Genomic DNA, 12,308 nt, shown 5'->3' on the forward strand with positions numbered 1-12,308 from the left:
GCTCGCTCCCACAAGGGATTTCTGGCGACCACAACATTGGCGTTCACTGAAGCTCAACACTGTGGGAGCGAGCCTGCTCGCGAAAGCGGTGGGTCAGACACCCCTTCCATTGCATGTGCCGTGGCCTTCGCTGCGATGCGGCAACCCGACAAGCCAGCGCCTACAGTTCCTCCTCCGCCAGCGCCTGGCGCACGAGCGCCCGCGCCGCCCAGGCGGCAGCGTCGAGAGATTCCTCGATGCTCGCCCCCCCGATATCGCGCACGGCGATCAGCGCCTCGGTGCCCATGACGATCGACAGTGCCTGCTTCAGCCGTTTGCACGCCCCGGGTGAGAGCACGTCCTTCAGCGAGTCGACAATCGGCTCGATGTAGCTCATGCGTCGCCCCGGTCGCAGGGGTGTCTCGTGGGACTCGTTTTCGAGCCACACCGTCATGAACGAACGCTCCATCACGTGCAGGCCGATCTCGTCGCCGATCAAGAGTGTGTTCAACGCGTCAGCCGCCAGGCCAATACCCTTGACCGGATCGTCCCCCGGTCGCCAGATGCGCTCCAGCGGCTGCATGTCGCGATCGGCCGCGGTCTCGCTGATCAGCGCCTCGGGTGAGGGAAAATAGCGATACGCGGTGGCCCGCGACACCATCGCGCGCTCGGCCACTTGCGCAACGGTCGGATTATGGCCCTCGTCGCGCAATGCGACGGCTGCCTCGATAAGCGCCTGCCGCGTTCGGCTCTTCTGATTGGCGCGGCCTGGCGAATCGCCGTCCGGTCTGGACGGGCTTGACTTCGGGGTCGGCATGGATTAAATGATACTCCGTCTTGTAATGAGACACTCGTCTCATAATAGGCATACGGCAGGCGCGACACAACCGTCGCGCCGGGCTTAACGAGTCATATCGTTTCTTCAGCAACTGAGCGCGCCTCAGGGCGCATGAGGTGAATGCCATGAATCTCAACCCCCGTTCGCGGACCTGGTTTCGGCTCGCTGTCCTCTACTTTGCCATTGGCGTGGTGCTGGGTGTGGCGATGGGCGCTTCCGGCGACCACTCGCTCTTCGCGGTACATGCCCATATCAATCTGTTGGGATGGGTGTCGATGGCACTGTTCGGACTCATCGGCGCAGTGCACCCGACAATCACCGAAGGCCGCACCGCCACCGCACAGTTCTGGGCGTACAACGTTGGCGTACCGGTGATGCTCGGCGCACTGACGCTGCGCCTCAAGGGCTTCCCGTCAGTCGAACCGGTGATTGCCATCGCCTCGCTCCTCGTTGGTGGCAGTGTGCTGCTGTTTGTGTGGCTGGTGTATTCGCGCATCGGAGTAACGGCCGGGTACTTGAACAGCGCGACACGCGAATCGCGCCTGTCATAACGCGTCTGATCTGGTTGACCGCTGCCCGCAACGCAAGGCGTCGGCAGAAGAACTGACTCGAAGCGTCAATCAGCGGTCAATTTGATCTAACCTGAGTAGAACGCCAGCGCAATCACGCCTCCAGCCTCTTGATACAGGGGAAACGGGATGACTCGATTGATAGCATGCCCATGCCCTTCCTGGGTCCTCCCTTCCCTGCTCGCCATCAACCTGGCGCTGACGGCGGGATGTGCGCACAAAGCTGCCAGCGCTCGCCGTGCAGAATCAACCGCAGGCTCGAACTGCTATGCAAAGGCGCTACCGTCTGTCGGCGAGGGTGGCCTGGCCTGGGGCGCTACCTTGAACATCGCTCGCCAGAAATCCATGAACAACTGCATACGCTATGCGGGGCGATCCGGTGGCACACCCGACACCTGCCAAGTGGTGCTGGCGGAGTGCAAAAATCAATAGAGCAATAGCGCGTTCACATCGTCGTTCACCGCTTCCCCGGACTTTCGTTTGTGCGCCGCTTTTGCATTTCTGTGCGACAGATCCCGCTTCAGGGGCTCCCGCTTCACGCCTTCGCGGTGTTAGTTTGGAAATGTTTCTGATCAAACGATCAGATATTTCTCACAAACTGCCTGCAAAGGAATGCTCCCACAATGGATTTTTCATTCAAGCACCTGGCCGCGACCACCCTGGTGCTCGCCAGCCTTTCGTCGTTCACCACCGCGGCCCACGCCAACATCACCCCGCAACAGAGCACGATCATTCTCAAGACGTTCAGTGATGCATCGGTGACGGATTTCAGACAGTTCCTGGGACGCCTGGCCCAGAGCGATGTCGCCAAGACCGACGACCTCGGCCCGGCCATCCGTGCTTTCCTCGACAACAAGACGCTTTCGGCGGGGCAGCAAAACGACATCCATCGCCTGCTGGGCCTCTATGCACGGGTCAAATACGGCAGCGCGGCGACCGAAACCTTGCGTGAGCTGGTGGCTATCCCGACTGTCCGCGTGGACGGCGTGGCCCAGCACGAGAATCCCGAATTCATCAAGATCGCCGACAAGATCAAGGGCCTTGCCCAGGCGTTCGACCTGAACTTTCGCAACATCGACAACCGCGTCTATGAAATCTCCCTCGAAGGCGCGGGCGATGAAGTCGTGGGCATTCACGCCCATGCCGATGTGGTGCCGGTGACGCCGGAGAACTGGGTGCTGCAGGACGGCACAAAACTCGATCCATTCAAGGTCACCCTGGTCGGCGATCGCATGTATGGCCGGGGCACCGAGGATGACAAGAACGGCATCGTGGTAGCGCTCTACGCCATGAAGACCATCAAGGAAGAGAAGCTGCCACTGGCGCGCAATTTCAAGCTGCTGGTCGACACCACCGAGGAAACCACGGGCGACGCCATTCCCTATTACTTCGAGCGCAACCCGACGCCCGACTATAACCTGGCGCTGGATGGCGGCTACCCGGTGGTGATTGCCGAAAAAGGCTACGGCACCGTCATGGCCCGCTTTGCCCGGCGTAACGCTCAAGGCAAGGGCGCCGAGATCACCGCCATGACCGGCGGCCTGGCCACCAACCAGATTCCGTCGACTTCGGTCGTCACCCTGGTGACTGACAAGCCCGCCGAACTGGCCGCCCGCCTGCAAAAGGCCGGCAGCGATTATGCCCAGCGCAATGGCGGCAACTTCGACGTCACCGCCAAGGTCGTCGGCAAGGACGTCAAACTGACGGTCACCGGCGTTTCCGCCCACTCCTCCGAGCCCGAGTCCGGCGTCAACCCGGTGGCCAGGATGCTGGACTTCATCAATAGCCTCGACGGCAAGGTCGCGCTCAAGCACAACGCGTTTACCGACGCCGCCCGCTACGCCGCCGACAACTGGGGGCTGGACTACCTGGGCAGCAAACTGGGGGTCGGCTTTTCCGATGAATTCATGGGCCCGCTGACCACTTCCCTGACCTATGTCGGAATGGATGACAAAGCCTTCAAACTGGCGGTCAACCTGCGTGTGCCAAAGGGCAAATCCCCGGAAGTGCTCAAATCCGAAATCGCCGCAAAGCTGGAGGCCTGGAGCAAAAAGACCCGGATTGCACCGACGTTCGATTATTCGATCGCCGAGCCGATGTACCGCAACCCCGAGGGTGAATGGGTCAAGGCCCTGCTCGCCGTGACCAGCGAAAACCTCGGCATGGAACACAAGTTCGGCACCTCCGCCGGCGCCACGTCGGTTCATGAACTGCCCAACGGCGTGCAATTCGGCCTGGCCATGCCCGACGTCAAATACACCGGTCACAACGACAACGAGTTCAAGACCACCGGGCAATTCCTGCTGGACCTGCAAATCGTGACCGAGATGATGGGACGCGTCGGGCAGTTGCCGACACTCTGACCCCTTCAGGACCCGTCGTTCTGACGGGTCCGCTTCCAGTTTCGCCAGAGCCCCCCTGTCGACGATACAGCAGTCTGTCAAAAGTAACCTCTGACGACGAACCTTGGCCCTTGCACTGTGGTCACAACAAATGATGGCATCGCGCCTGATCAAAGGCCCAGGGTCTGCTCCACTCAGGAACGACGCTTGCAGCTCACACACTTTAGGGTGCGAAGGATAACGTGCAGTGGGTTCGGCCCTGTCCAAGGCAGGTGCTGACTGCTGCTCCCATCCCATGCTCCCTTATCGGAGTACGCAAATGACTCAATCAATGCGCTTCTTCCTGTCGATCTTCCTCGCAACCGCATCATTGATCTCGGCAAGCCTCCTGAACACTGCAGGTGCCGCCACCGCCGAAGATCTGAATGCCGACTCCCGGCAAGCGTTGCACACGCTCTACAAGACCAATCCCTTCTCTGAAACCATCTCGCACCAGGCCAAGGCTGTGCTGGTCTTCCCGAAAATCATCAAGGCGGGCCTTGTCTTCGGCGGCAGCTATGGCGAAGGCGTATTGATGAAGGGCACGAAAGTCGAGAATTACTACAACTCCGTCAGCGGCTCATGGGGGCTGCAGGCAGGCGCCCAGTCGTACGGCTATGTGGTGTTCCTGATGACCGACAAAGCAGTGAAATACATCACTGAAACCAAGGGCTGGGAAATCGGCGTAGGGCCAACGGTGGTGGTGGTTGATGAAGGGGTCGCGAAGAACCTGTCCAGCTCGACGCTGAAAGACGACGCCTACGCGTTCATCTTCGACCAGCAAGGGTTGATGGCCGGGATCAGCATCGAAGGCACCAAGATTTCCTTGATCAAGCGCTAAAAACGGTGATTTGGTTGCTGAATCAAGGCCGTGGGTGTGGCCTTGGCGGACTGTCAGTAAAGCCAAAGTCCGCATCGACTACAGATAACACACTGACTTGCAGGGGCTGGCTTGGCCAGCTCCTGCAGGGGAATGCGCAAGAATTACCTGTCAGGTCGGCCGGTAGTGTGCAGGCATGGGATGTGTGATCTGCCATCTCAGGTATGAACGTCTCCTATGGGTCGGTTTCAGCCCGCCGAGAAAGGCAGAAAACGGCCAAGGTTGAACGATGAACTTCACGCTGCCAACCCTTCCCTGACGATGTCGAAAAAGGTCGTCAAGATTCGCCGCGAGCTCTGTGCCCGCAGGCACACCAGGGTCTCGGTGAAGCAGCGCTGGCAGTCGCTGATCGGCAATCCTCGAAGCCGTGAATCAGAGCCCAACTCGGCTGCCGAGACCACACCGACGCCCATGCCGATCGCCACGGCTTCGCGCGCGGCCTCACGCCCCTCCACTTCGATCGCCTTGCGGATGCGCAAGCCCGCCGCCGCCATCTCCTCTTCCAGGGACAGCCGTGTGACAGAACCTTGTTCGCGCAAGACCAGCGGCGTGTTGTCCAGGTCAGCGAGGGAAATGGAGGTGCGTTGCGCCCATGGATGGTCATGGGCGACGAAGGCGAGCATCGGGTCACTGCGCAGGTGCAGCGTCTGCAAGCGCTCGTCCTCGATGTGCCGTCCCAACAGGGCAATGTCTGCCTGGTGCCCGAACAACCGCTGCAGGACCTCATCGGTGTTGGCCGTTTCAATCTTCACGTCGACGCCGGGGTAACGGCTGCAGAAGCGGGCGACATAGGGCAATACATGCACCGGCGCATCCACGGCGAGGTTCAGGGTCCCGGTCGACAGGGTGCGGTAGTCCATGAGCATGTCATGGGCATCGACGCTGATGTCGAACAGCCGCTGGGTCAAGCCGAACAATTGCTCGCCCACCTCCGTCAGGCGCACCAGCCGCTTGTCGCGATAGAACACCATCACGCCGTAGTAATCCTCGAGTTTGCGCACCTGGTCGGACACCGCTGGCTGGGACAGGCAGAGCTCTTCGGCCGCCCGGGTGAAGCTGCCATTCATGGCCACGGCGTGGAACGCCTTGAGTTGCGTATGGGAAATCGCCATTGGAGACCCTGCTATAGATTCAGCTTATTCATGCATTCGTTAAATCGATTTTATTTATGAAAGATGAACTGCAAGCATGGTTTTCGCAAGTCGTCTGACTGCTGCCTGAGCAGCGGCACCGCTGGCATTGACCTGGAGTGCTCTATGGAAATTGAACGTTTCGCCGCGATTAAACGCCGTTCGGACATGGTCCGGTACGACAACCACCTCTACATCGGGGGCCAGGTAGCCACGGACCTCAGTGGCGATATCGAGGCGCAGACCCGTGAGGTGCTCGCGGGTATCGAGCAGTTGTTGCTCCGTGCCGGCAGCGACCGCACGCGGGTGCTGTCGGTGCGCATCCTGCTCGCCGACCGTGAGGACTACGAAGGGCTGAACAGGGTCTGGGATGAATTTTTTCCCGCAGGCCATGCGCCCACCCGTGCCTGCACACTGGCGCAGTTGATCGACCCCGCCTGGCGCGTGGAAATGATCGTGGTCGCCGCGTGCGCGTGATCATTTCCAGTCCTTTACCTCGAACCGATCAATGGAGATACCCCCCATGCGACCCTACTGGCTCGACCAGGCCCTGAAAGACCAACCCGACATGCCCTGTCCGCGACTGCAGCAGGACACCCGCGCCGACGTCTGCATTGTCGGTGGCGGTTACACCGGCTTGTGGACCGCGATCATGATCAAGGAACAGAACCCCGAACTGGACGTGGTCATCGTCGAAGCCGACATCTGCGGTGCCGGTGCCAGCGGACGAAACGGCGGTTGCGCGCTGTCCTGGTCGGCCAAGTACTTCACCCTGGAGCGCTTGTTCGGCGTCGAAGAGGCGGTACGTCTGGTCAAGGAATCGGAGCAGAGCATTTACGCCATCGGCCACTTTTGCGAAAAGTACGCGGTGGATGCCGATTACCGTCTCGATGGCACGCTCTACACCGCGACCAACCGCGCCCAGGTGGGTTCGACTGACGGGGTGATCGCGGCGCTGGAGCGCAATGGCATCAACTCGTTTTCCAAATACGCCCAGGCTGACGTGCAGCGTATGGCGGGTTCGACCCGGCACATCGAAGGCTGGTTTTCACCAGCGGCTGCCAGTGTGCAACCGGGCAAGCTGGTCCGCGGCCTGCGTCGGGTCGCGCTGGAACTGGGCGTGCGAATCTACGAAGGTTCGCCGATGACCGGCCTGGAACAAGGGCTGCCGGCCACCGTCGACACGCCGGGTGGGCAAGTCGTCGCCGATCGCGTGGTGCTGGCGATCAACGCCTGGATGGCGCGGGCCTTTCCAGCGTTCGAGCGGACAGTGGCCATCGTCTCCAGCGACATGATCATCACCGAGCCGCGACCTGATTTGCTCAAGCGCATCGGCCTGACCAGCGGGGTCACCGTACTCGACTCGCGAATCTTCGTGCACTACTACCACAACACCCCGGACGGCCGGATCATGCTCGGCAAAGGAGGTAATACCTTCGCCTACGGCGGGCGCATCCTGCCGGTGTTCGACCAGCCCTCCCCCTATGAAGGCTTGTTGCGTAACACCCTGGGGGAGTTCTTCCCGGAGTTTGCCGATGTCGGCATCGCCGCCACCTGGAACGGCCCGTCCGATCGCTCGGTCACCGGGTTGCCGTTCTTCGGCCGTATGGGCGCAAGGGGCAATATCTACTATGGCTTCGGCTACTCCGGCAGCGGCGTCGGTCCCTGTCATATGGGCGGGCAAATCCTCTCGTCGCTGGTGCTGGGACTGGACAATCCCTGGACGCGCTCACCGCTACTGCAAGGCCCGCTCGGCTACTTCCCTGCGGAGCCGATTCGCTACCTGGGTTCACTGATGGTGCGCAATGCCGTTCGCCGCAAGGAACGAGCCGAAGATCACAATCGACGCCCGAGTCGACTCGACGTGCACCTGGCAAAATTCGCCGCCGCGGCAGGCAAGGCGGATAAAGGCTAACTGCTTCGTCTTGCCGGCAAAAAAATTTTCGCTGGCCGACAGAAAACCTGCCCGGCGCCGACCGGGCAGGTTTTTTAAAAGCGCATGATTTGCACACGGACCAGATCGTTCGGAATCGGTTGCCACGTGTCATTTCAGCCACGCCGCCCCCCTCAGGACTCATCCACAAACCCTCTCGCGACGGGAGGTGCGTGGAAGGTCACTCAGTCAAAAAAATAATCTTTAACTTCAATTACTTAATCTCAAGGCCTTTCGTTGCGCGATGACATCGGCGTGAGGGGTGCGTACTCGCTCGCCCACGGGAAAATCCGACAATTGATGTTGGCTGATATGCAATGCAGGACCTGTCATTTCAACAAAACCGGGCGGATCATCGCCTGAACATTTATAAGCTCAGCTTGTTTGTGACATGTGATAAATCGATTTCAGTTATTTTTCAGCGAGTGTTTTTATCGCTCCGTGCATCACTCCCCACAAAAACAAAACCGCCGGAGAAGATCATGACCAAAGCTGAGTTTCCGACTCCCCTGCCGCTGGCCACACCAGCCCTGGGTGAACCCTACCTGCTGACCCCGGGGCCGTTGACCACCTCGAAAGCCACCAAGGAAGCCATGCTCCGTGACTGGGGTTCATGGGACGGAGCCTTCAACCGTGTCACCGCCGAGGTTCGCCAGCACCTGTTGCACATGGCCGGCGTGCAAGACGACAGTTTTGCCTGTGTACCGTTGCAAGGCAGCGGCAGCTACTCGGTGGAGGCGGCGCTGGCCACTGCCATCCCCCGTGACGGCAAAGCCTTGGTGCTGATGAACGGCGCCTACGGCCAGCGCGCCACCAAGACCCTGGAATACCTTGGTCGCGCCTTCATCACGCTGGACAAAGGTGACTACCTGCCGCCGCAGCCGGATGAAGTGGACGCACTGCTCAAGGCCAATCCGGATGTGACCCACGTGTTTCTGGTCCATTGCGAAACCAGCTCCGGCATTCTCAACCCGCTGTGCGCGATCGCCGACGTGGTGAAGGCCCACGGCAAGCGTCTGATCATCGACGCCATGAGCACCTTCGGCGCCGTACCGGTGACCGTCGATGACATCGCCTTTGACGTGCTGGTGTCTTCAGCCAATAAGTGCATCGAAGGCATCCCCGGCTTTGGCTTCGTGATCATCCGTCGCTCGGTCCTGGAAGCGGCCAAGGGGCGCGCCAATTCGTTGTCCCTCGACCTCTACGAGCAGTGGGTCTACATGGAACGCACCGGCCAATGGCGTTTCACTCCGCCGACCCACAGCGTGGTGGCCTTTCACAAAGCCCTCGAACAGCACGCGAACGAAGGCGGTGTGCAAGGCCGGCTGGCGCGTTATACGCGTAACCGCGACGTTTTGGTCAGCGGCATGCATGAGCTGGGATTCCGCACCTTGCTGGAAGACTGCTGGCTGTCGCCGATCATCACTACGTTCTTTTGCCCCGAACACCCGGATTTCCAGTTCATGCGTTTCTACGATGAACTCAAGACCCGCCAATTCATCATCTACCCGGGCAAGTTGACCCAGGCCGAAAGCTTCCGCATCGGCTGCATCGGACAGATCGACGAATACGTCGTCCATCAACTGCTACGCGCCATCGCCGACAGCCTCATTGCCATGGGTGTGGACATGCGCAAAACGCCGACCTGATCACCCCTTTCAAGGTCCCCGTCAATTCGAGCACAGGTGCAATGGGTAGCACCTTTGGACAGGGATCTTTTTTTAATCATGGACTCGCTGACCCATCGCCCGGCTGCGCCGGACACCCGTCAGTGATCGCGACAAGTTGATAGTTCAAGCCTCAAGCCGTTCTCACCGCCATCTGAACAATGTCGTGAGTCCGGACGGGCTTGTGCATCAAAAACAAAAACAAAAACCAACCAAATTTGCGCTGTCTGGCACCTCACACGGGATCAGAACACCATGAACAAGCACACCACCAGCCCACTCGCAACCGGCTGGAAATCTCTCCAGCGTTGGCGCGTGCAGATTTTCCTCATCACCTGGGTGGCCTATGCCGCCTTCTACTTCACCCGAAAAGCGTTTTCGGTGGCCAAGCTGGGTATTGGCGAAGACCCGAGCTTCATGCTCGAAAAGTCCATGATGGCCAACCTCGATGCGCTCTACCTGACCGCGTATGCCATGGGCCAGTTTCTGTGGGGTAACTTTTCTGACCGCTTCGGCCCGAGGGTCGTGGTGCTCAGCGGTCTAGTCATCTCGGCCGTGGCCGCGCTGGCCATGGGAACCTACGCCACCTTGCCGATTTTCGTCTCCTGCATGCTGATTCAAGGGCTTGCCCAGTCCACCGGCTGGTCAGGTCTGTGCAAGAACGTCGGCAGCTTCTTCAGTACCGGAGAGCGTGGCCGGGTACTGGGTTACTGGAGCACCAGCTATGCCTTCGGCGGCCTGGTGGCAACGCCATTTGCCGGCTGGTGGGCCTACAACTCGTTCCATGACTGGCGCATCGCGTTCATCAGCAGCGCTGTCGTGGTCCTGGTGGTGGCGGTGTTGTTCTTCGTGCTGCAACGGAACCGGCCGGAAGACGTGGGCCTGCCAGCTGTCGAGATCGAACTCGAGCCGGTCAGCAACGTCGTCGTTCCACGTGAAAGCATGTGGGCCGGCTTGCGCACCGTGATCAAGAATCGAACCGTGCTGGTGCTCGGCCTGGCCTATTTCATGCTCAAGCCTGCGCGCTACGCCATTCTCCTGTGGGGTCCGGTGATCATCTACGATCGGATGCCCGAGATCGGCAAGGTTGCCTCCTCCATCGTTCCCACCTCGTTTGAACTGGCTGGCCTGGTCGGCCCGATCCTCATCGGTATTGCATCGGACAAGTACTTCGGTGCGCGTCGCATACCGGCCTGCGTCCTGAGCCTGGTCGTGCTCACTATTTGCCTGGGCTTGTTCGTGCCGGCCATGCAGAGCGGCAGCCTTTATATGGTGGTCGGCTTGCTGTTCATGATGGGCCTGACGCTCTACGGACCGGACTCGATGATCAGCGGTTCGGCGGCCATTGACTTCGGCAGCAAGGACGGCGCGGCCTCTGCCGCAGGCTTCGTCAACGGCTGTGGCTCGGTGGGGGCGGTCCTCGGCGGCCTGCTGCCGGGCTACTTCGACACCATTACCGTGTTCCTGGTGTTCACCGGCACGGCACTGCTGGCCAGCCTGATGCTGGTGCCTTTCTGGAACAGCCGACCGAAAACAGTGGAAACCGTTTCGCTTGAGTCGACCCCGGTGCAACCGGCCGTTGTCGGCACCGCTTCCTGATTCCGAACGTCCAACTACCCCTTACCGGAGCAATCACCATGCATTACAAACAACCGACTCAACTGCAAGCCGTGGTCCTGGACTGGGCGGGCACGGTCGTCGACTTCGGCTCTTTCGCACCGACGCAAATCTTCGTCGAAGCCTTTGCCGAGTTCGGCGTTGCCGTCTCCCTGGCAGAAGCCCGCGGGCCGATGGGCATGGGCAAGTGGGATCACATCCGCACGCTGTGCAACGAGCCACAAATCGCCGATCGCTACCATGCCGTCTTTGGCCGCCTGCCAACGGACGACGACGTCACCGCCCTCTACGAGCGCTTCATGCCGTTGCAGATCGAGAAGATCGCCCTGCACTCGGCATTGATTCCCGGAGCGCTCGATACGATCAACGGCCTGCGCGACCAGGGCCTGAAGATCGGCTCCTGCTCGGGTTACCCGGCAGTGGTCATGGAAAAAGTCGTAGAGCTGGCGCGCAAGAACGGCTACGTCACCGACCATGTGGTTGCCACCGACGAAGTGCCTAACGGTCGTCCGCATCCCGCACAGGCGTTGGCCAATGTCATCGCGCTGGGGATCGACGATGTCGCGGCTTGCGTCAAGGTCGACGACACCTGGCCGGGCATCCTCGAAGGCCGCAGCGCAGGCATGTGGACAGTCGCACTGACCTGCTCCGGCAACGCACTGGGCCTGACCTATGAGGAATTCAGAGACTTGTCCCTCGAAGAGTTGGCCCAAGAGCGCACACGCATCATCAAGATGTTCGAAGGCTCTCGCCCGCATTACCTGATCGACACCATCGTGGATTTGCCTGCGGTCATTGAAGACATCAACAAGCGTTTGGCACGTGGCGAAACACCTCAGGGCTCCTGACCTGCCGGGCTTATGCCACTGACAGTGACCGTCCTGCGGGCGGTCACAACCCAAAACAACAAGAGAACCCGATCATGAACTACGCCCACCCAGGCACTCCCGGTGCCATCGTTTCCTTCAAGTCCCGTTACGGCAACTACATCGGCGGTGAGTTTGTCGCGCCGGTCAAAGGTCAGTACTTCACCAATACCTCGCCCGTGAATGGCCAGCCGATTGCCGAATTCCCCCGTTCCTCGGCCGAAGACATCGACAAGGCCCTGGACGCGGCCCACGCCGCCGCCGATGCCTGGGGCAAGACTTCGGTGCAGGACCGCTCGCTGGCGCTGCTGAAAATCGCCGACCGCATCGAGCAAAACCTCGAACTGCTGGCCATCACCGAATCCTGGGACAACGGCAAGGCCGTGCGCGAAACCCTCAACGCCGATATTCCGCTGGCCGCCGACCACTTCCGCTACTTCGCCGGGTG

12 protein-coding genes are annotated in these 12,308 nt (G+C 60.3%); 10 read left to right on the forward strand and 2 right to left on the reverse strand.

All coding sequences use genetic code 11. The features are described from left to right. Positions 1–160 precede the first annotated feature (160 nt). Positions 161–796: a TetR/AcrR family transcriptional regulator gene (locus BJ917_RS31585; RefSeq protein ID WP_096512142.1), complete on the reverse strand. Its 636-nt coding sequence runs from the start codon at positions 794–796 to the stop codon at positions 161–163. 146 nt (positions 797–942) lie between these two features. On the opposite strand from BJ917_RS31585, the gene BJ917_RS31590 reads away from it, so the two are divergent. From BJ917_RS31590 to BJ917_RS31610, 4 genes are all read left to right on the forward strand, one after another. Further along, entirely contained in the window at positions 943–1,368 is a 426-nt protein-coding gene (locus BJ917_RS31590) for a hypothetical protein (RefSeq protein WP_096512143.1), read from the forward strand. Positions 1,369–1,515: 147 nt separating this feature from the next. Then, positions 1,516–1,818: a hypothetical protein gene (locus BJ917_RS32490; protein WP_121106073.1), complete on the forward strand. Its 303-nt coding sequence runs from the start codon at positions 1,516–1,518 to the stop codon at positions 1,816–1,818. 191 nt (positions 1,819–2,009) lie between these two features. After that, entirely contained in the window at positions 2,010–3,749 is a 1,740-nt protein-coding gene (locus BJ917_RS31605) for a dipeptidase (RefSeq protein ID WP_121106074.1), read from the forward strand. A 298-nt stretch (positions 3,750–4,047) separates the two neighbouring features. Next, on the forward strand, positions 4,048–4,608 hold the full coding sequence (locus BJ917_RS31610; protein ID WP_096512146.1) for a YSC84-related protein: 561 nt from the start codon (positions 4,048–4,050) through the stop codon (positions 4,606–4,608). Between the two features lie 275 nt (positions 4,609–4,883). Here the strand turns inward: BJ917_RS31610 and BJ917_RS31615 are convergent, their stop codons facing one another. Then, positions 4,884–5,759: a LysR substrate-binding domain-containing protein gene (locus BJ917_RS31615; protein WP_121106075.1), complete on the reverse strand. Its 876-nt coding sequence runs from the start codon at positions 5,757–5,759 to the stop codon at positions 4,884–4,886. Positions 5,760–5,903: 144 nt separating this feature from the next. Between BJ917_RS31615 and BJ917_RS31620 the strand changes: the two genes are divergently transcribed. The 6 genes from BJ917_RS31620 to BJ917_RS31645 all read left to right on the forward strand — a co-directional run. Further along, positions 5,904–6,254 (forward strand): RidA family protein, encoded by a 351-nt coding sequence (locus tag BJ917_RS31620; RefSeq protein ID WP_121106076.1) that lies wholly within the window; start codon positions 5,904–5,906, stop codon positions 6,252–6,254. Positions 6,255–6,300: 46 nt separating this feature from the next. Further along, positions 6,301–7,692, forward strand: a complete 1,392-nt coding sequence (locus tag BJ917_RS31625) for an FAD-dependent oxidoreductase (protein WP_121106077.1) — start codon at positions 6,301–6,303, stop codon at positions 7,690–7,692. 500 nt (positions 7,693–8,192) lie between these two features. Beyond that, complete coding sequence (locus BJ917_RS31630; RefSeq protein ID WP_121106078.1) at positions 8,193–9,359, forward strand: 2-aminoethylphosphonate--pyruvate transaminase; 1,167 nt, start codon at positions 8,193–8,195, stop codon at positions 9,357–9,359. 273 nt (positions 9,360–9,632) lie between these two features. Then, complete coding sequence (locus BJ917_RS31635; RefSeq protein ID WP_121106079.1) at positions 9,633–10,976, forward strand: MFS transporter; 1,344 nt, start codon at positions 9,633–9,635, stop codon at positions 10,974–10,976. A 38-nt stretch (positions 10,977–11,014) separates the two neighbouring features. Then, positions 11,015–11,842, forward strand: coding sequence for a phosphonoacetaldehyde hydrolase (phnX, locus tag BJ917_RS31640; RefSeq protein WP_096512152.1), 828 nt, complete (start codon positions 11,015–11,017; stop codon positions 11,840–11,842). 74 nt (positions 11,843–11,916) lie between these two features. Beyond that, on the forward strand, positions 11,917–12,308 hold a 392-nt coding region (locus BJ917_RS31645), incomplete at its 3' end, for an aldehyde dehydrogenase family protein (protein WP_121106080.1).

The sequence above is a fragment of the Pseudomonas sp. WPR_5_2 genome (assembly GCF_003634475.1).
GTDB classification, from domain to species: Bacteria; Pseudomonadota; Gammaproteobacteria; order Pseudomonadales; family Pseudomonadaceae; genus Aquipseudomonas; species Aquipseudomonas izuensis.

What these genes read in the sequence shown, in the direction of transcription:
- BJ917_RS31605 (WP_121106074.1), top strand. Translation starts at nt 2,010, where the DNA reads ATGGATTTTTCATTCAAGCACCTGGCCGCGACCACCCTGGTGCTCGCC.
- BJ917_RS31610 (WP_096512146.1), top strand. Translation starts at nt 4,048, where the DNA reads ATGACTCAATCAATGCGCTTCTTCCTGTCGATCTTCCTCGCAACCGCA.
- BJ917_RS31635 (WP_121106079.1), top strand. Translation starts at nt 9,633, where the DNA reads ATGAACAAGCACACCACCAGCCCACTCGCAACCGGCTGGAAATCTCTC.
- BJ917_RS32490 (WP_121106073.1), top strand. Translation starts at nt 1,516, where the DNA reads ATGACTCGATTGATAGCATGCCCATGCCCTTCCTGGGTCCTCCCTTCC.
- BJ917_RS31630 (WP_121106078.1), top strand. Translation starts at nt 8,193, where the DNA reads ATGACCAAAGCTGAGTTTCCGACTCCCCTGCCGCTGGCCACACCAGCC.
- BJ917_RS31590 (WP_096512143.1), top strand. Translation starts at nt 943, where the DNA reads ATGAATCTCAACCCCCGTTCGCGGACCTGGTTTCGGCTCGCTGTCCTC.
- BJ917_RS31620 (WP_121106076.1), top strand. Translation starts at nt 5,904, where the DNA reads ATGGAAATTGAACGTTTCGCCGCGATTAAACGCCGTTCGGACATGGTC.
- BJ917_RS31625 (WP_121106077.1), top strand. Translation starts at nt 6,301, where the DNA reads ATGCGACCCTACTGGCTCGACCAGGCCCTGAAAGACCAACCCGACATG.
- BJ917_RS31615 (WP_121106075.1), bottom strand. Translation starts at nt 5,759, where the DNA reads ATGGCGATTTCCCATACGCAACTCAAGGCGTTCCACGCCGTGGCCATG.
- BJ917_RS31585 (WP_096512142.1), bottom strand. Translation starts at nt 796, where the DNA reads ATGCCGACCCCGAAGTCAAGCCCGTCCAGACCGGACGGCGATTCGCCA.
- phnX (WP_096512152.1), top strand. Translation starts at nt 11,015, where the DNA reads ATGCATTACAAACAACCGACTCAACTGCAAGCCGTGGTCCTGGACTGG.